This is a genomic window from Leucobacter chromiireducens subsp. solipictus (genome assembly GCF_016758195.1).
Taxonomy (GTDB): Bacteria; Actinomycetota; Actinomycetes; order Actinomycetales; family Microbacteriaceae; genus Leucobacter; species Leucobacter solipictus.
Window position 1 is genome coordinate 119,766 of record NZ_QYAC01000009.1, and the last position, 22,239, is coordinate 142,004.

The window sequence follows — 22,239 nt, forward strand, 5'->3', positions numbered from 1 at the left end:
TGCGCGACGGCGCGGTGTTCCCCCGGGACCCCCCGGTGGGCCTATCCGCGAGACTCGCGGACGCCCGCACCGGTGGGTGTGCTGTGTGCGGCAGCTGCCTCGGCCTCGGCCTCCGCGGCGGCGCGCTCGCGCAGCACGAAGTGCTGCACCTTGCCGCTCGCGTTCGTGGGCAGCGCGTCGATGTAGTCGATGCGGCGCGGGCACTTGTAGAGCGCGAGCTCGGCGCGTGCGTGGTCGAGGAGCGCGCGGGTGAGTTCGGGGCCGGGTGTCTGGCCGGGCATGGGCACCACAAACGCGTTCACGATGGTGCCTTTGTGGGGGTCGGGCCGGCCGACGACGGCGCACTCGGCGACGGCGGGGTGCGCGGCCAGCGCGTTCTCGACCTCGGGGGCCCCGACGTTGTAGCCGGCGGTGACGATCAGGGAGTCAGCGCGGCCGAGGTACGCGAAGTAGCCCTCCTCGTCCATCACATAGGTGTCGCCCGTGATGTTCCAGCCGTTCGAGACATATTTCCGCTGCCGGTCGTCGTTGAGGTAGCGGCACCCCGTGGGACCGATCACCCCCAGCAGTCCGGGTTCGCCGGGGCCAAGCTGCCTGCCCTCATCGTCGAACACGGCCGCGCGGAACCCGGGGATGGCGCGCCCCGTGCGGCCCGGACGGATGTCGGCACCGGAGGCCGAGACGAACACGTGCAGCATCTCGGTCGAGCCGATGCCGTCGATGAGGCGCACGCCGGAGGCCGCCTCGACCTCGTCGAACGTACTCCGGGGGAGGTGCTGGCCCGCGGATACCGCTAGGCGGAGCCGGCCGAGGGCCCCGGCGTGACCCGCGGCGAGCAGCGCCCGGTACCCCGTCGGGGCGGTGTAGAACACCGTGATCCCCAGCGTGTCGATGAGTTCCGCGAGCTGCACCGGGCCGCCGTGCTCGGCGATGACCGCCGCGCCGCCGGTGCGCAACGGAAACACCACGAGCCCACCGAGGCCGAAGGTGAACGCGAGCGGTGCCGTGCTCGCGCTGACGTCATCCGGTCCCAGGTGGAGGATGTGGCGTGCGAAGGTGTCGGCGTTTGCGAGGATGTCGCGGTGGAAGTGCATCGTGATCTTGGGCGCGCCGGTTGTTCCGGAGGTCGCGCCGAGGAGGGCGACATCATCGGCGGCCGTCGCGACCGCGGTGAACTCGGTCGGCTGGGCGTCCAGCGCCGCCCCGAGGGGGTCGTCGTCGCCACCCGAGACCCAGATCCCGTCGGCGGGCAGGTGCGCCGCGAACGTGTCCGCGACCTCGGCGAGGGTGCCGGCATCGACGACGGCCACGGTCGGCATGACCCGAGTGAGCACGTTGTCGAGCTCTCGGTGCTTCCACGCGGTCATCGTGGTCACGATCACGGCACCGGCCTTGAGCGTGCCGAGCCAGCAGGCGACGGCGAGTGGGGAGTTCGGCAGGCGAAGCAGCACCCGATTGCCGGGGACGACGCCGAGTCGGTCCGTGAGCAGCCGGGCGAACTGGTTGGCACGCGCCTGGAGCTCGCCGTAGCTCCAGGCGGAGCCGTCCGGGAGCAGGAGCGCGGGGCGCTCGGCACCGAACTGGGCGGTGCTGCGGTCGATGAGCTCGGCTGCCGCGTTGAGCCGGTCGGGGTAGCGGAGCTCGGGAAGGGTGAACTCGAGTGTGGGCCAGTCGGCTTCGGGCGGGAGTGAGTCCCGGGTGAAGGTATCGACGTGCGCCGAGGGAGAGAGCGTCATTGCTGGACCCTTTCGGAATACGGGAGAGATCTGAGCGGGCGGTCCTGCCATTTGGCACGAAACTGTGACGATCGTCACGTTCAGGCAATATAGCATCACGGATTTGCGGACCGGAAGTGGCCTCGCACAAATCGCCTTGTGAGCGGGGGCTTCGTGGTGAGGGCGCTGGGCGCCGGTGGCGGTCAGGGTCGCAGTGGCCCCGCCGACTGCTGCGGCTCGGCCCAGCGCGTGTGCCGGCGTCGAGGGAGCGCGCGCTCCTTGCGCAGCACCCCGAGAGCGCGTAAAGTTGACTCCTGGTGTGCTCCATCGCCTTGAGTCGTGCCCGCACGGCGACGGATGGGGGAGCTCTCCAAGGGATTCTCGCCTCTGGGCGATACCCCCACGGCATAGCTGCACTCGGGATCCGGCCTCGCGCTCACGCGGGATCGGAGCCAGCAGCTCCGCGGTCGCGCAAGCGCTCGCACATGCTCAACCATTTGAAGCATTCCTGTCACCGTGCAGGAGTACATAGGAGAATCAGTGCCAACTATTCAGCAGTTGGTTCGTAAGGGCCGCTCGCCGAAGGTCTCGAAGACCAAGGCGCCCGCCCTGAAGGCGAACCCGCAGCAGGCAGGGGTATGCACCCGTGTCTACACCACCACCCCGAAGAAGCCGAACTCGGCGATGCGTAAGGTCGCTCGTGTGAAGCTCCGCAACGGGACCGAGGTCACCGCCTACATTCCCGGCGAGGGCCACAACCTGCAGGAGCACTCGCTGGTGCTCGTGCGCGGTGGCCGTGTGAAGGACCTTCCCGGTGTTCGTTACAAGATCGTGCGCGGCGCGCTGGACACGCAGGCGGTCAAGGACCGTCAGCAGGCTCGCAGCCGCTACGGTGCAAAGAAGGTGAAGTAATGCCCCGTAAAGGTCCTGCTCCCAAGCGCCCTGTCGTCGCCGATCCCGTATACGGCGCTCCCATCGTGAGCCAGCTCGTCAACAAGATTCTTCTTGATGGCAAGAAGGGTCTCGCCGAGCGCATTGTGTACAACGCACTCGAAGTTGTTGCTGAGAAGTCCGGCCAGGACGCAGTGACGGTTCTCAAGAAGGCGCTCGACAACGTGCGCCCCACCCTTGAGGTCCGTTCGCGTCGCGTCGGCGGCAGCACCTACCAGGTGCCCGTCGAGGTCAAGCCTCACCGTGCGAACACGCTCGCCCTGCGCTGGCTCACCAGCTACGCCAAGGCACGTCGCGAGAACTCGATGACGGAGCGTCTCACCAACGAGATCCTCGACGCATCCAACGGCCTCGGTGCCGCGGTGAAGCGTCGCGAGGATACGCACAAGATGGCCGAGTCGAACCGCGCCTTCGCTCACTACCGCTGGTAATCAGTCGGGAGTACCCAGCCGGCAGGCAGGGTCACACTCAGTGATCCTGCCCGCCGACTGCGGGGCCCAGCCCCGCGATCCGAACTTTCACCCCCACCCGGAGGAGACCCCGTGGCACAAGACGTGCTCACCGACCTGAGCAAGGTCCGCAACATCGGCATCATGGCCCACATCGATGCTGGCAAGACCACCACGACCGAGCGCATCCTGTTCTACACGGGTGTCAACCACAAGCTGGGTGAGACCCACGATGGTGGCGCAACGACTGACTGGATGGAGCAGGAGAAGGAGCGCGGCATCACGATCACGTCGGCCGCCGTGACCTGCTTCTGGAACAAGAACCAGATCAACATCATCGACACCCCCGGGCACGTCGACTTCACCGTTGAGGTGGAGCGCTCGCTCCGCGTCCTCGACGGCGCGGTTGCCGTCTTCGACGGCAAGGAGGGCGTTGAGCCCCAGTCGGAGACCGTCTGGCGTCAGGCCGACAAGTACGAAGTTCCCCGCATCTGCTTCGTCAACAAGATGGACAAGATGGGTGCCGACTTCTACTTCACGGTCGACACCATCGTCAACCGCCTGGGTGCGAAGCCGCTCGTCATGCAGCTCCCGATCGGTGCCGAGTCCGACTTCATCGGCGTCGTCGACCTGCTGTCGATGAAGGCGTTTGTCTGGGAGGGCGACGCCAAGGGCGACGTGACCCTGGGCGCGAACTACGAGACCCAGGAGATCCCCGCGGACCTGCAGGCCAAGGCCGAGGAGTACCGCGCGAAGCTCGTGGAGACGGTCGCCGAGACCGACGACGCGCTGCTCGAGAAGTTCTTCGGCGGCGAAGAGCTCACGATCGAAGAGATCAAGGGCGGCATCCGCAAGCTCGTCGTGAACAACGAGATCTACCCGGTCTACTGCGGCTCGGCGTTCAAGAACCGCGGCATCCAGCCGATGCTCGACGCGGTCGTTGACTTCCTGCCGAACCCGCTGGACGTGGGCGCCATCGAGGCACACGATCCCCGCGACGAGTCGATCACGATCGAGCGCAAGCCGAACGCTGACCAGCCGTTCTCGGCGCTCGCCTTCAAGATCGCCGTGCACCCGTTCTTCGGCCGTCTGACCTACGTCCGCGTGTACTCCGGTCACGCGCCGTCGGGCACCCAGCTCGTCAACACGACGAAGGGCAAGAAGGAGCGCATCGGCAAGATCTTCCAGATGCACGCCAACAAGGAGAACCCTGTTGACGAGCTCACCGCGGGCAACATCTACGCGGTGATCGGTCTGAAGGACACGACCACGGGTGACACCCTGTCCGATCCGGACAACCAGGTCGTGCTCGAGTCGATGACCTTCCCGGAGCCCGTCATCGAGGTCGCCATTGAGCCCAAGACCAAGGGTGACCAGGAGAAGCTTGGCGTCGCCATCCAGAAGCTCGCGGAAGAGGATCCCACCTTCCGCGTGAGCCTGAACGCCGAGACCGGCCAGACGGTGATCGCCGGCATGGGCGAGCTCCACCTCGATATCCTCGTCGACCGCATGAAGCGCGAGTTCAAGGTTGAGGCGAACGTCGGTAAGCCCCAGGTGGCCTACCGCGAGACGATCCGTCGCGAGGTTCCCAAGTACGACTACACCCACAAGAAGCAGACCGGTGGTTCCGGTCAGTTCGCAAAGGTGCAGATCTCGCTTGCTCCGCTCGAGGTTGAGGGCGACAAGATTTACGAGTTCGAGGACAAGGTCACCGGTGGCCGCGTCCCGCGCGAGTACATCCCTTCGGTCAACGCCGGTATCCAGGACGCCATGCAGTACGGCATCCTCGCTGGCTTCCCCGTCGTGGGCGTGCGCGCGCAGCTGCTTGATGGCCAGTACCACGACGTTGACTCGTCGGAAATGGCGTTCAAGATCGCCGGCTCCATCGCGTTCAAGGAAGCCGCTCGCCTCGCGCAGCCGGTCATCCTCGAGCCGATGATGGCCGTCGAGGTCCGTACGCCCGAGGAGTACATGGGCGACGTGATTGGCGACCTGAACTCGCGTCGTGGACAGATCCAGTCCATGGAAGACGCATCGGGCGTCAAGGTCGTTCGCGCCCTTGTTCCGCTCTCCGAGATGTTCGGGTACATTGGCGATCTGCGGTCGAAGACCAGCGGTCGTGCGGTGTTCTCGATGACCTTCGATTCCTATGCTGAGGTTCCGAAGGCCGTGGCCGATGAGATCGTTCAGAAGGCTAAGGGCGAGTAACGTTGCCCGCCGGTCGGCAGCGACACCCCGTGTTGCTGCCGACCGAACGGCTCAGGTCGCGATCACCGTCCTGAGCTTGTAACATAAGTACACACCCCGTACTCGTGCCCACCGAATTCCTCGGCGGGAAGCGGTACTCGAAGTCCTGAGGAGGACCATAGTGGCGAAGGCCAAGTTCGAGCGGACCAAGCCGCACGTAAACATCGGAACGATCGGTCACGTTGATCACGGTAAGACGACTCTTACCGCTGCGATCTCGAAGACCCTCGCGGACAAGTTCCCGTCGGACGTCAACGTCCAGCGTGACTTCGCGACGATCGATTCGGCTCCTGAGGAGCGCCAGCGCGGTATCACCATCAACATCTCGCACGTTGAGTACGAGACCGACAAGCGCCACTACGCTCACGTTGATGCACCCGGCCACGCCGACTACATCAAGAACATGATCACCGGTGCTGCTCAGATGGACGGCGCGATCCTCGTGGTTGCGGCGACCGACGGCATGATGGCACAGACCAAGGAGCACATCCTGCTCGCGAAGCAGGTTGGCGTTCCCTACCTGCTCGTCGCGCTCAACAAGTGCGACCAGGTCGACGACGAGGAAATCCTCGAGCTCGTCGAGATGGAGGTCCGCGAGGAGCTCTCCAAGCAGGGTTACCCCGGAGACGACGTCCCCGTCGTCCGCGTTTCGGGCTACCAGGCGCTCCAGGGCGAAGAGAAGTGGGTCAACTCCATTCTCGAGCTCATGCAGGCTGTTGACGACAACATCCCCGATCCCGTGCGTGACAAGGACAAGCCGTTCCTCATGCCCGTCGAGGACGTCTTCACCATCACCGGCCGTGGCACGGTCGTCACGGGCCGCGCCGAGCGTGGCACGCTGAAGATCAACTCCGAGGTCGAGATCGTTGGTCTGCGCGACACGCAGAAGACCACCGTGACCGGTATCGAGATGTTCCACAAGCAGCTCGACGAGGCATGGGCCGGCGAGAACTGTGGCCTGCTGCTCCGCGGCACTAAGCGCGAGGACGTCGAGCGCGGCCAGGTTGTCGTGGCTCCCGGCTCGATCACCCCGCACACCAACTTCGAGGGGACCGCTTACATCCTCAAGAAGGAAGAGGGCGGCCGTCACAACCCGTTCGAGACGAACTACCGTCCGCAGTTCTACTTCCGTACGACTGACGTGACCGGTGTCATCACCCTGCCCGAGGACAAGCCGATGGTTATGCCCGGCGACACCACCGACATGACGGTCGAGCTGATCCAGCCGATCGCTATGGAGGATGGCCTCGGCTTCGCAATCCGTGAGGGTGGCCGCACCGTCGGCGCCGGCACGGTGACGAAGGTTCTCTCCTAAGTCATCTGACTTCGGAGACGGCCTCGGCCGAAAGCCCCTGGGAGAAATCCCGGGGGCTTTTTCCGTTTCCGGCTGACGGTGTACTCCCGCGGGAAACGGGAGCGGTATCCTCGAATGATGGACACCGCACCCGGGTGGTCACATCTTGAACGGAACGGAGCACGAGTGCCGCAGACGGTAGGCGAGAGAATCGCGCACTTCGCACGGCAGTACGGCCTCCTGTTTGCGCTCGACGCGCTCGCCTGGGCGGTCGCAATCTTGGCGGCGCTCGTGCTGCGCTTCGATTTCAACCTCCTGCGCATCCACTGGGGCTGGACGCTTGTGGTCATCGGCGCGACTGCGCTCCTGCAGCTCATCGGCGGCTGGCTCTCCTGGCTCTATCGCAACCGCTACGAGGTGGGCAGCTTCGACGAGGTCCGGGCGCTCGTGCTCTGCGTCGCCGGGGTGATGGTCCTGGCCTGGGTGGTCGCCTATCTCGTGGGATACGGCAACGGCGTGCCGCGGAGCACCATGATCATCGCCGCCCCGATCGCCTTCAGCCTGATGGGCGTCGCACGGTACATCGTGCGCCTCTCGAACGAGCGGAGCATGAAGCCGGGGGAGGAGGCGGAACGCACCCTGCTCTACGGGGCGGGGTACCTGGGCGTGCAGACTGCGAAGCGACTGTTGACCGACGCCGCCGGATCAGCTCTGCCCGTCGGCTTCATTGACGACGATCCGACCAAACGCAACCAGGAGGTCCGCGGTGTGCGTGTACTCGGCGGTTTCGACGATCTCGCCGAGGTCGCACGGGAGACGCGCGCGACGCGGCTGATCGTGTGCATCGGCGACGCCGACGCCGCGATGATGCGACGCGTCGACGAGGCCGCAGACCGCGCTGGGATGTCCGCGATGGTGCTGCCGCCACTCGAGCAGATCCTGCGCAACGCCTCGGCGATCTCCGACGTGCGGGCGCTCTCCATCGAGGATCTCATCGGGCGTCACCCCGTGCGCCTCGAGACCGAGTCCATCGCCGAATACCTGCAGGATAAACGCGTCCTCGTCACGGGGGCCGGCGGCTCGATCGGATCCGAGTTGTGCCGTCAGCTCGCACGCTTCGCGCCGCGCGAACTCATCATGCTCGACCGCGATGAGACCGCGCTCCAGGAGAGCCAGCTCGCCATCAGCGGCCACGGCCTGCTCGACACGAACGACGTCGTGCTCGCGGATATCCGAGACGCCGAGACGCTGCGCCACCTCTTTCGTGAACGCCGGCCCGAAGTGGTATTCCACGCGGCCGCGCTGAAGCATCTTCCCATGCTCGAGCAGTACCCCGACGAGGCGTGGAAAACGAACGTGCTCGGCACCCTGAACGTGCTCCAGGCCGCACGCGAGGCCGGGGTGGGGACGTTCGTGAACATCTCCACCGACAAGGCCGCGAATCCCACCAGTGTGCTGGGACACTCGAAACGGGTCGCGGAGAAGCTCACCGCCTGGATGGCGGAGCAAACCGGCCAGCGGTATCTCTCCGTCCGGTTCGGCAACGTCATCGGGAGTCGCGGCTCGATGCTGCCCACCTTCCGCGCGCTGATCGAAGCGGGCGGCCCGCTCACCGTGACGCACCCCGACGTCACACGATTCTTCATGACGATCCCGGAGGCCTGCCAGCTCGTGGTCCAGGCCGGCGGCATCGGCCGTCCCGGCGAGGTCCTGATTCTCGACATGGGCGAGCCCGTGAAGATCCTCGACGTGGCGCAGCGCATGGTCGCGCAATCCGGGAAGGACATCGACATCGTGTTCACCGGCCTACGCCACGGCGAGAAGCTACACGAGGAGCTCGTGGGGCGCGGCGAGGGCAACAACCGTCCCTTCCACCCGAAGATCACGCACGCACACGTGGACACCATTTCGCCGGATGTGCTGAACCATGAAGGCTGGGTGGCACGCATGAACCTCACCGAGGCGGCCGAGGAGCGGGTCCAGTGACCCCGCTGCTGGTGGCCCTGCTCGCCGGTGGGGTGACGCTGGCCTTAAGCCTCGCCCTTCCGCTCGTCGTCAAGCCGCTGCTCGTGCGCCTGGGCATCATGGATGTTCCCAACGCGCGATCCTCGCACGAACGCCCGGTGCTGCGGGGCCTGGGTCTCGCGGTACTGATCGCGATGGCGGTCGGGTCCGCACTCGCGATCGTGCTGTTCGCGCGTCCCGGCTGGGGCGGGCATGCCGTCTGGGACGCCCTGCTCGTCATCGCGGCCGGCTCGCTGTTCGCTGGCCTCCTGGGACTCACCGAAGACCTGCGCGGCTTGAGCGTGCCGATCCGGAGCGCCGCGCTGCTGCTGATCGCCGCGGGCGCCGCGATCGGCGTGCTCGTCGCCGCGGGCGGGGCAACCGGGCTCGGCCACGGTCCCGGCCTCGACGCCGCCGCCGGCACCGGACCGGATGGACTCGCACTGCCGTGGTGGGGGAGCGCCCTGCTCGTGGGGTACGCGGTCCTCTTCATCTCGAGCTACATCAACGTCGCCAACTTCATGGACGGCCTCAACGGGATCAGCGGCTTCCACGGGGTGATCGCGGGCCTCACGTTCGCGGTCTGTGGCGTGCTCGTCGACATGCCGTGGCTTCTCGCGGCGGGGCTCATCCTTGCCGCGGGTTTCGCGGGCTTCCTCCCGTGGAACCTGACGAAGCCGGGCGCGTTCCTGGGCGACGTCGGCAGCTACCTGCTCGGCGGCGCCACGGCGCTCACGAGCTTCGCGGCGCTGGTCGCGGGCGCACCGCTGCTCGCGACGATCGGGCCGATGGTGATCTACTTCGGGGACGTGGGCGTGACGCTGGTGAAGCGCGTGCGCGCCGGGAAGCGCTGGGACGAACCCCACAAGGAACACACCTACCAGCGGATCCAGCAGCTCGGCTACTCCCACGTGCAGGCTTCTGCGATGACCGCGGCCTGCACGCTCGCCGCCTCACTGCTCGGGCTCGCCTCCTTCTTCACGAGTTTCTGGGGCGCGCTGCTGCTGCTCGCGGCAGGCCTCGCGGTGCTCGTGCTGTACCTGGCGCTCCCGAAACTCCTCCCGCGCCGCGCCTAGCCGCGCCTGCAACGCCGAAGGGTGAGGTGTGGGTGCTTCACGGTGGAGAAGCAACCACACCTCACCCTTCGATGAGGACCCCGGCGGGGTCCCTGGCGTTAGCGCCCGTCCGCGCGGAACAGGAACGCGGCCATCGCCTCGCGCGTCACGTTGTTCTTTGGTGCGTAGATCGGTTTCCCGCTGGGCTGCGTGATCCCAGTCGAGAGGCCGCTCGTGGACATCCACGCGATCTCCGTGTAGAACTTCTGCCCCACGGCGATGTCCTGGAACGGGGAGACCTTGGGGGCCGCGGGCTTTGCCCCCGTGTCCAGGCGGTACATGAACGCCGCCATCGCCTCGCGGGTGACGCCGTCTTTCGGCTGATACGACCGCGTGCCGTTCGGCTGCTTCACGCCGGTGGAGATGCCCTGGTCATACATCCAGGAAACTTCCTTGTAGAACTTGTCCCCGGGCTTCACGTCGGTGAAGTGTGACTTCGCGGGTGCACGGTAGCCGGACTCCGCGTGAATGCGGAACAGGAACGCGGCCATCGCCTCACGAGAGACGTTGACCTTCGGCTGGTACGCACGGGAGCCATCAGGCTGCTTCACGCCGGTCGAGACGCCCGTGTCGAACATCCAGGCGATCTCGGTATAGAACTTGTCGTTCGGCGTCAGATCGCTGAACGGCGAGGTCTTCGGCGGCACGTAGCTCGCCTTCGCGACCGCGGCGGTGGCCGCGGAGGTCTTCGAGGCGGTCGTGTAGCCGGACTTGGTGCCGGTGATCTTCACGGAGAGCTTCGTGCCGGTGTCGGCGGTGGTGGCCTGATACGTGGTGCCGGTGGCGCCATCGATCGCGGTGCCGTCGCGGAGCCACTGGGTGCTGAGCTTGTCGGGTGCCGGCGCCCAGGTGCCCGGCACGGCGGTCAGGGTCTGCCCGACCTTTGCGGTGCCGGTGATGGTGGGCGTGGGGGTCGTGGTGAAGGTGAGCGGATCGGCTTCGGCGACCGCGGCGGTGGCCGCGGAGGTCTTCGACGCGGTCGTGTAGCCGGACTTGGTGCCGGTGATCTTCACGGAGAGCTTCGTGCCGGTGTCGGCGGTGGTGGCCTGATACGTGGTGCCGGTGGCGCCATCGATCGCGGTGCCGTCGCGGAGCCACTGGGTGCTGAGCTTGTCGGGTGCCGGCGCCCAGGTGCCCGGCACGGCGGTCAGGGTCTGCCCGACCTTTGCGGTGCCGGTGATGGTGGGCGTGGGGGTCGTTGTGAAGGTGAGCGGATCGGCTTCGGCGACCGCGGCGGTGGCCGCGGAGGTCTTCGACGCGGTCGTGTAGCCGGACTTGGTGCCGGTGATCTTCACGGAGAGCTTCGTGCCGGTGTCGGCGGTGGTGGCCTGATACGTGGTGCCGGTGGCACCGCTGATCGCGGTGCCGTCGCGGAGCCACTGGGTGGCGAGGGCGACCGGAGCGGGCCCCCACGTTCCGGTTACCGCGGTCAGCGTCTGCCCGACTTTCGCCGTGCCGGTGATCGTCGGTGTGGGTGCGGTGAGCGCACCTGCAGTGACCGCTGCGGTGAGCTCGCTGTACTTGTAGGCGTCCCGGTACTTCGCCTGGCTGCCGACAACGCGAACCTGGAGCTGCGTGCCGAGGTCTGCCTCGGTGGGCTGGTAGCTTGCGCCGGTCGCACCGGGAATGTCTTGGCTCATGTTTCCGTCACCACGGGCCCACTGATAGGTCACTGAGGCAGGTGTCGGCTGCCAAGTCCCCAGATTTGCGGTCAGAGTGCTTCCCACGCGGGGCGTGCCGGAAACTGTCGGATTCGGAGCGGTGAAGCTGCGCTTGACCAAGTAGTCGACCCCGGTGAGTCCGCCTGCCTCGAGCAGCATGGGGACGGGATCGCCCCAGGACTCGGTGTTCCCGACATAGCCCCACTCGGACGGGAGGACCGGGTCCTCCGCGTATACGCGGACGGCGCGCGTTCCCGGGGTGAGCTTCGGTGTGGTGTAGGTGACCGGGCCGGCACCGCTTCCGTCGTAGGCGTTGAAGGCGCGCCCCTTGCTCCACTCCCCGTCGATCAGCTCCTCGATGATCACGACGAGGCGTTCATACCCTTCCACGTCGACCGTGCCGCTGATGGTGGGGCCGGGGACCTGGAACGTGAAATTCTGGGTCGTTGTGGCACCAGCAGTGACAGTGAAGGTGGCCTGCCCCGCCGTGGTGCGGAGCGTCTGGAAGCTGAGCTCTGCGCCAGGATCACCATCCGCGTATTCACGCAGTTCGACGCGGTACTCCCCAGCGGGAAGATGATCCGCGGCGAAGTCCCCGTTCGCCTCAACAAAGCTCCCGCCATAACTCCCTGAGCCATCTGCCAGCACGATCTGTGCCTGGTAGCGGCTCATGTCCATCCCAGCAGGAATAGCCATGTGACCTTCCACTGCGCCGGTGGTCGCGGTCGTGACGGCGGCTGCGGGACTCGTCGGCCCTGTTGTGCCGAGTGCGGTCGTCGCGGCGATGGCGAGTGCAGCTGTGATGCCTAGCGCGCGCCTCCATCGGCCGCGCATGCGCGGAGTTGATGATTCGGTGTGATGCATGGGGTCCCCTCCCGGTTGTGTGCCCCTGGGCAGAAAAAGGATAAACGCATGTGGCGCGACGCGCACGGCAGCGCGCAAGATTTCTCGCCACGGGACACGCGACACGCCCGGGTTGCACGGTCTCGGGTGCGTGTGTCAGAATAGACAGGTTCAGTACTCCGCGCTTCGGCGTGGATCACTGCCAGGCAGTGCATAAGACCCGGTTCGCCGGGCTTAGGCCGCGGGTAGCGAACGCAACCCGCACGGCAATGGATGGTCAGACGCGAGTCCGGCCATTTTTGTACGTGTGGGGCCACTCTCGGGTGGTTTTGACAGGTGAACAGAGACCCAGCACAGTGCGCTTCTTTGGAAGCGTGGCGCCAGGGCGCTGGTACGTAAGACGTCCAATGCCGCGATCCCTCGGGGGAGCGGTACGACGCAAGTAGAAAGTAGAGATGTCATGGCGGGACAGAAGATCCGCATTCGACTGAAGTCGTATGACCACGAGGTCATCGACAACTCCGCACGGAAGATTGTTGACACGGTGACCCGCGCGGGTGCAACCGTGATCGGCCCCGTGCCGCTCCCCACGGAGAAGAACGTGATCGCAGTGATCCGTTCGCCCCACAAGTACAAGGACAGCCGCGAGCACTTTGAAAAGCGCACGCACAAGCGTCTGATCGACATCGTCGATCCCACGCCCAAGGCCGTCGATTCGCTCATGCGTCTCGATCTCCCGGCTGATGTCAACATCGAGATCAAGCTCTAGGGGGGATCGAATCATGGCTGTAGAGCACAATGTGAAGGGTCTTCTGGGCACCAAGCTCGGGATGACGCAGGTCTGGGACGCGGATGGCAAGGTTGTTCCTGTCACCGTGATCGAGGTCGCACCGAACGTGATCACGCAGATCCGCACCCCCGAGGTCGACGGCTACAACGCCGTGCAGATCGCCGCGGGCGCGATCGATCCGCGCAAGGTCAACAAGCCGGCTGCCGGTCACTTCGAGAAGGCGGGCGTTACGCCGCGTCGTCACGTGACCGAGATTCGGACCGCTGACGCGGCCGAGTACACGCTGGGTCAGGAGCTCACCCTGGAGAACACCTTCGAAGCCGGTCAGCAGATCGACGTCGTCGGCACCTCGAAGGGTAAGGGCTTCGCGGGCACCATGAAGCGTCACAACTTCAAGGGCGTGTCGGCATCGCACGGCGCACACCGCAACCACCGTAAGCCCGGCTCCATCGGCGGCGCTGCGACCCCCGGTCGCGTGTTCCGTGGACAGAAGATGGCCGGCCGCATGGGTGGCGAGCGCGTCACCGTGCAGAACCTGACCGTGCAGGCGATTGACGCCGACAAGGGTCTCATCCTCGTTAAGGGTGCGGTTCCCGGTGCGCGCGGTCGTCTCGTATTCGTTCGCAACGCAGTGAAGGGGGCGTAGTTCATGGCTACCGCTACCAAGCTCGAGGTGCTCGACGCGAAGGGCAAGAAGGCTGGGTCGGTTGACCTGCCCGAGGCGATCTTCGGTGCCGAGACCAACGTCCCGCTGATCCACCAGGTGGTCACCGCACAGCTCGCTGCTGCGCGTCAGGGCACGCACAAGGTGAAGACTCGCGGTGAGGTGTCCGGTTCGGGCGTCAAGCCGTTCAAGCAGAAGGGCACCGGCCGCGCTCGTCAGGGTTCGGTCCGTATGCCTCAGCACCGCGGCGGCGGCATCGTTCACGGGCCCGTGCCCCGCGATTACTCGCAGCGCACCCCCAAGAAGATGATCGCGGCAGCTCTCCGCGGCCTGCTCTCGGACCGCGCTCGCGCGAACCGTCTGCACGTCGTTGACGGCTTCGGCATTGGTGAGAAGCCCAGCACGAAGACGGCCCGCGAGTTCCTCGCACAGGTCGCTCCGGGCAAGCGTGTTCTCGTGGTCGTTGACCGCGCGGACGAGCTCACCACCCTCAGCGTGCGCAACCTGCCGTTCGTGCACGTCCTGTACCAGGATCAGCTCAACGCTTACGACGTGGTCGTCAGCGACGATCTCGTCTTCACCAAGGCTGCCTTCGACCAGTTCGTCGCCGGCCGTGCCGCTCAGGAGGACTCGAAGTGAGCCTGAACAAGTCTGCACACGACGTCATCATTCGCCCCATCGTGTCCGAGAAGAGCTACGGCCTGATCGACGCGAACGGTCAGTACACCTTTGAGGTGGCGCCGACGGCGAACAAGTCCGAGATCAAGCTCGCCATCGAGCAGGTCTTCAGTGTCAAGGTCCAGAAGGTTCGCACGCTGAACCGCAAGGGCAAGACCCGCCGCACCAAGTTCGGTGCGGGCAAGCGCAAGGACACGAAGCGTGCCATCGTCACGCTGAAGTCCGGCTCCATCGACATCTTCACGGCTGCGCTGTAGAAGGGGCGAAAAGGAACATTATGGCTATTCGCAAGTACAAGCCGACGACCCCCGGTCGTCGCGGTTCGAGCGTTGCTGATTTCGCTGAGATCACGCGCTCCACGCCCGAGAAGTCGCTGCTTCGCCCGCTCCCCAAGACGGGTGGTCGCAACAACCAGGGCCGGATCACCACGCGTCACATCGGTGGTGGCCACAAGCGTCAGTACCGCGTCATCGACTTCCGTCGCAATGACAAGGACGGCGTCAACGCCAAGGTTGCGCACATCGAGTACGACCCCAACCGCACGGCGCGCATCGCGCTGCTGCACTTTGAGGACGGCACGAAGCGCTACATCGTTGCGCCGAACAAGCTGAAGCAGGGCGACATTGTCGAGTCGGGTCCCGGCGCCGACATCAAGCCCGGCAACAACCTGCCGCTGAAGAACATCCCGACCGGTACCGTGATCCACGCGATCGAGCTGAAGCCCGGCGGGGGTGCCAAGATGGCGCGCTCGGCTGGTGCCTCGGTTCGCCTCGTGGCGAAGGACGGCCCCTACGCTCAGCTGCGTCTCCCCTCGGGCGAGATCCGCAACGTTGACGCGCGCTGCCGTGCAACCGTCGGCGAGGTCGGCAACGCCGAGCAGTCGAACATCAACTGGGGCAAGGCTGGCCGTATGCGCTGGAAGGGCGTTCGCCCGACCGTCCGCGGTGTGGTCATGAACCCGGTCGATCACCCGCACGGTGGTGGCGAAGGCCGCACCTCGGGTGGCCGTCACCCGGTCAGCCCCTGGGGCCAGAAGGAAGGCCGTACGCGCCGTCCGAACAAGGCCAGCGACAAGCTCATCGTGCGTCGCCGCAATGCTGGTAAAAAGCGTTAATCGGCAGGTAGGAGAATAGAAGATGCCTCGTAGTCTCAAGAAGGGCCCCTTCGTCGATAACCACCTGCTGAACAAGGTGGTTGTCCAGAACGAAGCTGGCACCAAGAACGTGATCAAGACCTGGTCGCGCCGCTCGATGATCATCCCCGCAATGCTGGGTCACACCATCGCGGTGCACGACGGTCGGAAGCACATCCCCGTGTTTGTCACGGAAACCATGGTCGGTCACAAGCTGGGCGAGTTCGCGCCCACTCGTACCTTCCGCGGTCACGTGAAGGACGACAAGAAGGGCCGTCGCCGCTAAGCGGTGACGTGAAGGAGGAGAGAGAAATGGTGGAATCGACCGCACGCGTGCGTCAGATCCGCATCACCCCCCAGAAGGCCCGTCGCGTTGTTGACCTGGTTCGTGGGAAGAACGCTCAGGAGGCGCTTGCCATCCTGAAGTTCGCCCCCCAGGCCGCAGCCGAGCCCGTGTTCAAGCTGGTTGCTTCGGCAATCGCGAACGCCCGGGTGAAGGCCGACGCGGAGAACCTGCGTCTCAACGAGGACGAGCTGGTTATTGCTCGCGCCTTCGTCGACGAGGGCACGACGCTCAAGCGTTTCCGCCCCCGCGCGCAGGGCCGTGCATTCCGTATCAACAAGCGGACCAGCCACATCACCGTCGTTCTGCAGACGGCTGATGAGCTCCAGGTCGCGAAGAAGGGAGCCAAGTAAATGGGCCAGAAGATTCATCCCTATGGCTTCCGCCTCGGGATCACCACTGACCACGTCTCGCGCTGGTTCTCGGACTCGACCAAGAAGGGTCAGCGCTACGCTGACTACCTTGCCGAGGACATCAAGATCCGTCAGCACCTGACCAAGCAGCTTGACCGTGCGGGCGTGTCCCGCGTGGAGATCGAGCGTACCCGTGACCGTGTCCGCGTGGATATCCACTCGGCACGTCCCGGCATCGTCATCGGTCGCCGTGGCGCCGAGGCTGAGCGCATCCGCGCTGACCTCGAGAAGCTCACGGGCAAGCAGATCCAGCTGAACATCCTCGAGGTCAAGAACCCCGAGGCTGATGCTCAGCTCGTCGCTCAGGGTATCGCCGAGCAGCTCGCTGCGCGCGTGGCGTTCCGCCGCGCAATGCGTAAGGGTCTGCAGGGCGCTCAGCGCGCAGGCGCCAAGGGCATCCGTATCCAGGTCTCCGGCCGTCTTGGCGGTGCCGAGATGAGCCGTTCGGAGTTCTACCGTGAGGGTCGCGTGCCGCTGCACACGCTCCGCGCGAACATCGACTACGGCTTCTACGAGGCGAAGACCACCTTCGGCCGCATCGGCGTGAAGGTCTGGATCTACAAGGGTGACCTCACCAACAAGGAACTCGCTCGCGAGCAGGCGGCCCAGAAGCCGTCGCGCGACCGTGGCGACCGCCGCCGCGCGCCCCGTGGCGCACAGGCCGAGGCTGCACCCGCTGCAGCAGGAGCGGAGAAGTAAGCATGCTGATTCCTCGTCGAGTCAAGTACCGCAAGCAGCACCACCCCAGCCGCAGCGGCCAGTCCAAGGGCGGCAACACCGTCGCCTTCGGTGAGTTCGGTATCCAGGCACTCAGCCCCGCCTACGTGACGAACCGTCAGATCGAGTCCGCTCGTATCGCGATGACCCGTCACATCAAGCGTGGTGGCAAGGTATGGATCAACATCTACCCCGACCGTCCCCTCACCAAGAAGCCTGCGGAAACCCGCATGGGTTCCGGTAAGGGCTCGCCCGAGTGGTGGGTGGCCAACGTCAAGCCGGGCCGCGTCCTCTTCGAGGTCGCCGGCGTCGATGAGCAGCTCGCACGTGAGGCGCTGACCCGCGCCATCCACAAGCTGCCGCTCAAGGCCCGTATTATCAAGCGCGAGGAGGGCGACGCGTAATGGCGATCGGTACCAAAGAACTGGCCATCACGGAGCTCGATTCCTTCGAGAACGAGCGTCTGGCAGAGGAGCTCAAGAAGGCCAAGGCCGAGCTCTTCAACCTGCGTTTCCAGTCGGCCACCGGCCAGCTGGAGAGCCACGGTCGTGTGCGCCAGGTGAAGCGCGACATCGCGCGCATCTACACGGTGCTGCGCGAGCGCGAGCTCGGTATTCGGTTGACCCCGGCTGCCGCCCCCGCTCCCGCCAAGGCGAAGAAGAGCACCAAGAAGACCGAGCAGGCGGACGCCGCCGCTGAGACGAAGGAGGCCTAAACATGGCTGAGGTCGAGAAGGAACAGCGCGGCTACCGTAAGGCTCGCCGTGGCTACGTCGTCAGCGACAAGATGGACAAGACCATCGTCGTTGAGGTCGAGGACCGTGTGAAGCACCCGCTCTACGGCAAGGTGATCCGCCGTTCGTCGAAGGTGAAGGCCCACGACGAGCAGAACACCGCCGGCATCGGCGATCTCGTGCTCATCCACGAGACCCGCCCGCTGAGCGCTTCCAAGCGCTGGCGTCTGGTCGAGATCCTCGAGAAGGCGAAGTAAGCCTCGGCTTACTGAGAAGGAGTAGCAAGTGATTCAGCAGGAATCCCGACTCAAGGTTGCCGACAACAGCGGCGCCAAGGAGTTGCTCACGATCCGTGTCCTCGGGGGCTCGAAGCGTCGTTACGCCGGCATCGGCGACACGATCGTTGCGACCGTCAAGGACGCGATCCCCGGCGGCAACGTGAAGAAGGGTGAGGTCATCAAGGCCGTCATCGTTCGCACGCGCAAGTCGACCCGTCGTCCTGATGGCTCGTACATCAGCTTCGACGAGAACGCTGCCGTCATTCTGAAGGCCGATGGGGAGCCCCGCGGCACCCGTATCTTCGGGCCGGTCGGTCGTGAGCTTCGCGATAAGAAGTTCATGAAGATCGTCTCGCTCGCACCGGAGGTGATCTAGTCCTATGGGCATGAAGATCAAGAAGGGTGACCTCGTCGAGGTCATCTCAGGCCCGTCGCAGGAACGCGGCGGCTACAAGGGCAAGCAGGGCAAGGTCGTCGAGGTCTTCACCGAGACCGACCGCGTCATCGTCGAGGGCGTCAACTTCGTCACGAAGCACGTCCGCGTCGGCCAGTCGGAGCGTGGCACCCGTGAGGGTGGGATCGAGACCGTTGAGGCCCCGATCCACATCTCGAACGTCGCCATCGTCGACCCCGAGACGAAGAAGCCGACTCGCGTGGGCTTCCGCGTTGAAGAGGTCGAGAAAGACGGCAAGAAGAAGACCGTCCGCGTCCGCTACGCAAAGACGTCTGGGAAGGACCTCTAATGTCTGAGACTGCCGCAGCGACTGGCAAAATCCAGCCGCGTCTGAAGCAGAAGTACCGGGGCGAGATCGTTCCCCAGCTTCGCGAAGAGTTCAGCTACGCCAACATCATGGAAGTTCCGGGCATCGTCAAGGTGGTCGTGAACACCGGTGTCGGCGAGGCAGCTCGCGACAGCAAGGTGATCGAGGGCGCAATTGCGGACCTCGTCAAGATCACCGGTCAGAAGCCCATGGTCACCAAGGCCCGCAAGTCCATCGCGCAGTTCAAGCTGCGTGAGGGCCAGGCCATTGGTGCGCACGTCACGCTTCGTGGCGATCGCTCGTGGGAGTTCCTGGACCGTCTCATCAACCTCGCACTGCCGCGTATCCGCGATTTCCGCGGTCTCTCGCCCAAGCAGTTCGACGGAAACGGCAACTACACCTTCGGACTGACCGAGCAGAGTGTGTTCCACGAGATCGATCAGGATAAGATTGACCGCGTGCGTGGCTTCGATATCACTATCGTGACCACCGCCAAGTCTGACGATGAGGGCCGTGCGCTGCTTCGCGCACTCGGCTTCCCGTTCAAGACCGACAACTAAATAGTCCAAGCGGCGCGGGTGCCCGGGGATTCCCCGGGCACCCACACCGCGTATCACCCAGGTCACGCTCCGTGTAACGGTGCGTGATACCAGGCGAGAAAGAAGAGTCACTCATGACGATGACTGATCCGGTCGCAGATATGCTGACCCGGCTGCGCAACGCAAACTCTGCGCATCATGACGACGTTTCGCTCCCCGGCTCGAAGCTGAAGGAGCGGATCGCTGAGATCCTCAAGCGCGAAGGCTACATCAAGGACTGGAAGGTCGAGCCCGCACGCGTGGGAACGACCATCACCATGGACCTGAAGTACGGCCCCAACCGCGAGCGCTCCATCGAGGGCATCAAGCGCGTATCCAAGCCCGGTCTCCGGGTGTACGCAGGCTCGACCGAGATCCCGAGCGTGCTCGGTGGCCTCGGCATCGCGATCCTGTCCACCTCTTCGGGGCTCCTCACGGACCGCGAGGCCGAGCAGAAGGGCGTTGGCGGGGAAGTCCTCGCTTACGTGTGGTAAGCCGTCATGTCACGTATTGGTAAGCTTCCCATCACCGTTCCCGGTGGTGTAGACATCAAGATCGATGGCCAGAAGGTCACGGTCAAGGGTTCCAAGGGCGAACTCGAGCTCGTCGTTGCCGAGCCGATCCGCGTTGCTCTCGAAGACGGACAGGTGCTCGTCACCCGTCCGGACGACGAGCGCGCGTCCCGAGCGCTGCACGGCCTGACCCGCACGCTCATCAACAACAACATCATCGGTGTGACCGAGGGCTACTCCAAGCAGCTCGAGGTTGTCGGCACGGGCTACCGCGTGCAGCAGAAGGGCACGGGCCTTGAGCTCGCACTCGGCTTCTCGCACCCCGTCAACATCGACGCCCCCGAGGGCATCACGCTCGCGGTCGAGGGCAACACGAAGATCACGGTGACCGGGATCTCGAAGCAGGCGGTCGGCGAGGCCGCTGCGAACATCCGCAAGCTGAAGAAGCCGGAGCCCTACAAGGGCAAGGGCATTCGCTACGCGGGCGAGGTTGTGCGCCGCAAGGCTGGAAAGGCTGGTAAGTAACCGATGGCTGCATCAGTATCTCGGGGTAAGGGCCGGTCGGCCGCGCGCGTGCGCCGCCACACCCGCCTCCGGAAGAAGATCGTCGGCACGGAGCAGCGTCCCCGTCTCGTGGTCAACCGTTCCGCGCGTCACGTGTTCGTCCAGGTCGTCGACGATTCGAAGGGCATCACCCTCGCGTCGGCCTCGACCATGGAAGCCGATCTGCGTGCGTTCGAGGGCTACAAGACCGCCAAGGCACGCAAGGTGGGCGAGCTCGTCGCTGACCGCGCGAAGGCTGCTGGCATCGAGGCAGTCGTGTTCGACCGTGGTGGCAGCAAGTACGCCGGCCGCGTCGCAGCGATCGCCGATGGCGCTCGCGAAGGGGGGCTGACCCTGTGAGCAAGGAAACGAAGGAGCAGGAAGTGACCGTAGAGACCCAGGCCGCTGAGTCCACGGCTGCTGCCGAGGCACCGGCTCAGGATCACCGCAACGAGCCCCGCGAACAGCGTCGTGGCAGCCGTGACCGTGGCACCCGCAACGAGCGTGGTGGCCGCGACCGCAACGAGAGCCAGTTCCTCGAGCGCGTCGTCACGATCAACCGCGTCTCCAAGGTCGTCAAGGGCGGCCGTCGCTTCAGCTTCACCGCGCTCGTCGTGGTGGGCGATGGCAACGGCACCGTCGGCGTCGGCTACGGCAAGGCGAAGGAAGTTCCCCTCGCAATTGCCAAGGGCGTTGAGGAAGCGAAGAAGAACTTCTTCCGCGTTCCCCGCGTGGGCAGCACCATCCCGCACCCCGTGCAGGGTGAGGCAGCAGCTGGCGTGGTGCTCCTGCGCCCCGCAGCGGCAGGTACCGGTGTGATCGCCGGTGGCCCCGTCCGCGCCGTGCTTGAGTGCGCTGGCATCCACGACGTCCTGAGCAAGTCGCTCGGCTCGTCGAACACCCTGAACATCGTGCATGCGACCGTTGAGGCACTGCAGCTGCTCGAGGAGCCCCGCTCCGTGGCAGCCCGCCGTGGCCTCGACTTCGACCGCGTCGCCCCGGCTCGCATTGTGCGCGCCGAGGCGAAGGCCGCGGCCGACGCTGCCGCGAAGGCAAAGGCAGGTGCGTAATGGCGAAGAGCCTGAAGATTACGCAGAAGAAGTCCGTTATCAGTGAGAAGCAGAACCAGCGCGACACGCTGCGCAGCCTGGGGCTTCGCCGGATCGGCCAGACGGTCGTCCGCGAGGATTCCAAGATCAACCGCGGCTACGTGCGTGCTGTTGCTCACCTGGTAGAGGTTGAGGAGGTCGACGCATGAGCGACAAGAACGAGGAGCGCGAGTCCGTGCTGAAGGCGCACCACCTGCGTCCCGCACCGGGGTCGAAGAAGGCCAAGACCCGCGTGGGTCGCGGTGAGGGCTCCAAGGGTAAGACCGCGGGTCGCGGTACCAAGGGCACCAAGGCTCGGTACCAGGTTCGGGCCGGCTTCGAGGGTGGGCAGATGCCGCTGCACATGCGCACCCCGAAGCTGCGCGGGTTCAAGAACCCGTTCCGCACCGAGTACCAGGTCGTGAATGTCGCGAAGCTGGCCGAGCTCTACCCGCAGGGTGGGGACGTGACCGTTGACGACCTGGTCGCCAAGGGTGCAGTGCGCAAGAACCAGCCCGTCAAGGTGCTCGGTGACGGCGACCTGCAGGTCAAGCTCAGCGTGTCCGTCGATAAGGTCTCGAGCTCGGCTGAGCAGAAGATTGTCGCGGCAGGCGGCGAGGTCAAGTAAGGACCCTCTGGGTTCATCTTGACTCGAGCGTGTCTCGAGCAGCGGGGGTGGGATCGAGCGTCAGAAATGTCGCTGATCCCGCTCCCGCTGTTTCTGTTTTCG

Annotated in this window: 28 protein-coding genes; 26 read left to right on the forward strand and 2 right to left on the reverse strand. The window is 65.3% G+C overall.

The features are described 5' to 3' along the window. Nucleotides 1-41: 41 nt before the first annotated feature. Complete coding sequence (locus tag D3230_RS15535; RefSeq protein WP_202345968.1) at nt 42-1,736, reverse strand: AMP-binding protein; 1,695 nt, start codon at nt 1,734-1,736, stop codon at nt 42-44. 519 nt (nt 1,737-2,255) lie between these two features. Here D3230_RS15535 and rpsL point away from each other — a divergent pair. From rpsL to D3230_RS15565, 6 genes are all read left to right on the forward strand, one after another. After that, nucleotides 2,256-2,627, forward strand: a complete 372-nt coding sequence (gene rpsL / locus D3230_RS15540) for a 30S ribosomal protein S12 (protein ID WP_025134286.1) — start codon at nt 2,256-2,258, stop codon at nt 2,625-2,627. Beyond that, complete coding sequence (gene rpsG / locus D3230_RS15545) at nt 2,627-3,097, forward strand: 30S ribosomal protein S7 (RefSeq protein ID WP_087011656.1); 471 nt, start codon at nt 2,627-2,629, stop codon at nt 3,095-3,097. Before rpsL ends, rpsG begins: the two co-directional genes overlap by 1 nt. A gap of 111 nt (nt 3,098-3,208) precedes the next feature. Next, nucleotides 3,209-5,323, forward strand: a complete 2,115-nt coding sequence (gene fusA / locus D3230_RS15550) for an elongation factor G (protein ID WP_202345969.1) — start codon at nt 3,209-3,211, stop codon at nt 5,321-5,323. Between the two features lie 160 nt (nt 5,324-5,483). Next, on the forward strand, nt 5,484-6,677 hold the full coding sequence (gene tuf / locus D3230_RS15555; protein WP_202345970.1) for an elongation factor Tu: 1,194 nt from the start codon (nt 5,484-5,486) through the stop codon (nt 6,675-6,677). A gap of 165 nt (nt 6,678-6,842) precedes the next feature. Then, complete coding sequence (locus D3230_RS15560) at nt 6,843-8,642, forward strand: SDR family NAD(P)-dependent oxidoreductase (protein WP_202345971.1); 1,800 nt, start codon at nt 6,843-6,845, stop codon at nt 8,640-8,642. After that, a complete protein-coding gene (locus D3230_RS15565; protein WP_202345972.1) occupies nt 8,639-9,736 on the forward strand; it encodes an MraY family glycosyltransferase in 1,098 nt (365 codons plus the stop codon). Before D3230_RS15560 ends, D3230_RS15565 begins: the two co-directional genes overlap by 4 nt. 98 nt (nt 9,737-9,834) lie before the next feature. Here the strand turns inward: D3230_RS15565 and D3230_RS15570 are convergent, their stop codons facing one another. Next, on the reverse strand, nt 9,835-12,132 hold the full coding sequence (locus D3230_RS15570; RefSeq protein ID WP_202345973.1) for an S-layer homology domain-containing protein: 2,298 nt from the start codon (nt 12,130-12,132) through the stop codon (nt 9,835-9,837). 607 nt (nt 12,133-12,739) lie between these two features. On the opposite strand from D3230_RS15570, the gene rpsJ reads away from it, so the two are divergent. The 20 genes from rpsJ to rplO all read left to right on the forward strand — a co-directional run bounded on the left by rpsJ (nt 12,740) and on the right by rplO (nt 22,137). Next, nucleotides 12,740-13,048, forward strand: coding sequence for a 30S ribosomal protein S10 (rpsJ, locus tag D3230_RS15575; RefSeq protein WP_025133701.1), 309 nt, complete (start codon nt 12,740-12,742; stop codon nt 13,046-13,048). 13 nt (nt 13,049-13,061) lie between these two features. Then, nucleotides 13,062-13,715: a 50S ribosomal protein L3 gene (gene rplC / locus D3230_RS15580; protein WP_202345974.1), complete on the forward strand. Its 654-nt coding sequence runs from the start codon at nt 13,062-13,064 to the stop codon at nt 13,713-13,715. Between the two features lie 3 nt (nt 13,716-13,718). Then, complete coding sequence (gene rplD / locus D3230_RS15585) at nt 13,719-14,372, forward strand: 50S ribosomal protein L4 (protein WP_202345975.1); 654 nt, start codon at nt 13,719-13,721, stop codon at nt 14,370-14,372. Beyond that, nucleotides 14,369-14,668 carry a 50S ribosomal protein L23 gene (gene rplW / locus D3230_RS15590; RefSeq protein WP_087011672.1) on the forward strand — a complete coding sequence of 100 codons (300 nt, stop codon included), beginning with the start codon at nt 14,369-14,371 and terminating at the stop codon, nt 14,666-14,668. The genes rplD and rplW overlap by 4 nt, the downstream gene beginning before the upstream one ends. 20 nt (nt 14,669-14,688) lie before the next feature. Further along, nucleotides 14,689-15,525 (forward strand): 50S ribosomal protein L2, encoded by an 837-nt coding sequence (rplB, locus tag D3230_RS15595; protein WP_202345976.1) that lies wholly within the window; start codon nt 14,689-14,691, stop codon nt 15,523-15,525. 22 nt (nt 15,526-15,547) lie between these two features. Next, a complete protein-coding gene (gene rpsS, locus D3230_RS15600) occupies nt 15,548-15,829 on the forward strand; it encodes a 30S ribosomal protein S19 (RefSeq protein ID WP_025133706.1) in 282 nt (93 codons plus the stop codon). Nucleotides 15,830-15,855: 26 nt separating this feature from the next. Then, complete coding sequence (gene rplV / locus D3230_RS15605) at nt 15,856-16,239, forward strand: 50S ribosomal protein L22 (RefSeq protein ID WP_087011675.1); 384 nt, start codon at nt 15,856-15,858, stop codon at nt 16,237-16,239. After that, nucleotides 16,240-16,998 carry a 30S ribosomal protein S3 gene (rpsC, locus tag D3230_RS15610; protein ID WP_024356779.1) on the forward strand — a complete coding sequence of 253 codons (759 nt, stop codon included), beginning with the start codon at nt 16,240-16,242 and terminating at the stop codon, nt 16,996-16,998. It abuts the gene before it with no gap. A 2-nt stretch (nt 16,999-17,000) separates the two neighbouring features. Then, nucleotides 17,001-17,420: a 50S ribosomal protein L16 gene (gene rplP / locus D3230_RS15615; protein ID WP_087011677.1), complete on the forward strand. Its 420-nt coding sequence runs from the start codon at nt 17,001-17,003 to the stop codon at nt 17,418-17,420. Then, a complete protein-coding gene (rpmC, locus tag D3230_RS15620) occupies nt 17,420-17,731 on the forward strand; it encodes a 50S ribosomal protein L29 (RefSeq protein WP_087011679.1) in 312 nt (103 codons plus the stop codon). Before rplP ends, rpmC begins: the two co-directional genes overlap by 1 nt. A gap of 2 nt (nt 17,732-17,733) precedes the next feature. After that, a complete protein-coding gene (rpsQ, locus tag D3230_RS15625; RefSeq protein ID WP_202345977.1) occupies nt 17,734-18,006 on the forward strand; it encodes a 30S ribosomal protein S17 in 273 nt (90 codons plus the stop codon). Nucleotides 18,007-18,034: 28 nt separating this feature from the next. Then, on the forward strand, nt 18,035-18,403 hold the full coding sequence (gene rplN, locus D3230_RS15630) for a 50S ribosomal protein L14 (RefSeq protein ID WP_087011681.1): 369 nt from the start codon (nt 18,035-18,037) through the stop codon (nt 18,401-18,403). 4 nt (nt 18,404-18,407) lie between these two features. Next, on the forward strand, nt 18,408-18,770 hold the full coding sequence (gene rplX / locus D3230_RS15635) for a 50S ribosomal protein L24 (RefSeq protein WP_237467682.1): 363 nt from the start codon (nt 18,408-18,410) through the stop codon (nt 18,768-18,770). Then, nucleotides 18,770-19,348 (forward strand): 50S ribosomal protein L5, encoded by a 579-nt coding sequence (gene rplE / locus D3230_RS15640; protein ID WP_087011686.1) that lies wholly within the window; start codon nt 18,770-18,772, stop codon nt 19,346-19,348. Before rplX ends, rplE begins: the two co-directional genes overlap by 1 nt. Before the next feature lie 113 nt (nt 19,349-19,461). Continuing rightward, complete coding sequence (gene rpsH / locus D3230_RS15645; RefSeq protein WP_202345979.1) at nt 19,462-19,860, forward strand: 30S ribosomal protein S8; 399 nt, start codon at nt 19,462-19,464, stop codon at nt 19,858-19,860. A gap of 6 nt (nt 19,861-19,866) precedes the next feature. After that, nucleotides 19,867-20,403 (forward strand): 50S ribosomal protein L6, encoded by a 537-nt coding sequence (gene rplF / locus D3230_RS15650; protein ID WP_202345980.1) that lies wholly within the window; start codon nt 19,867-19,869, stop codon nt 20,401-20,403. A 3-nt stretch (nt 20,404-20,406) separates the two neighbouring features. Beyond that, nucleotides 20,407-20,781 carry a 50S ribosomal protein L18 gene (rplR, locus tag D3230_RS15655; protein ID WP_202345981.1) on the forward strand — a complete coding sequence of 125 codons (375 nt, stop codon included), beginning with the start codon at nt 20,407-20,409 and terminating at the stop codon, nt 20,779-20,781. Beyond that, entirely contained in the window at nt 20,778-21,491 is a 714-nt protein-coding gene (rpsE, locus tag D3230_RS16270; protein ID WP_087011694.1) for a 30S ribosomal protein S5, read from the forward strand. The genes rplR and rpsE overlap by 4 nt, the downstream gene beginning before the upstream one ends. Further along, nucleotides 21,491-21,679, forward strand: a complete 189-nt coding sequence (rpmD, locus tag D3230_RS15665; protein WP_087011696.1) for a 50S ribosomal protein L30 — start codon at nt 21,491-21,493, stop codon at nt 21,677-21,679. Before rpsE ends, rpmD begins: the two co-directional genes overlap by 1 nt. Next, nucleotides 21,676-22,137 (forward strand): 50S ribosomal protein L15, encoded by a 462-nt coding sequence (rplO, locus tag D3230_RS15670; RefSeq protein ID WP_087011698.1) that lies wholly within the window; start codon nt 21,676-21,678, stop codon nt 22,135-22,137. The genes rpmD and rplO overlap by 4 nt, the downstream gene beginning before the upstream one ends. Nucleotides 22,138-22,239: the final 102 nt, after the last annotated feature.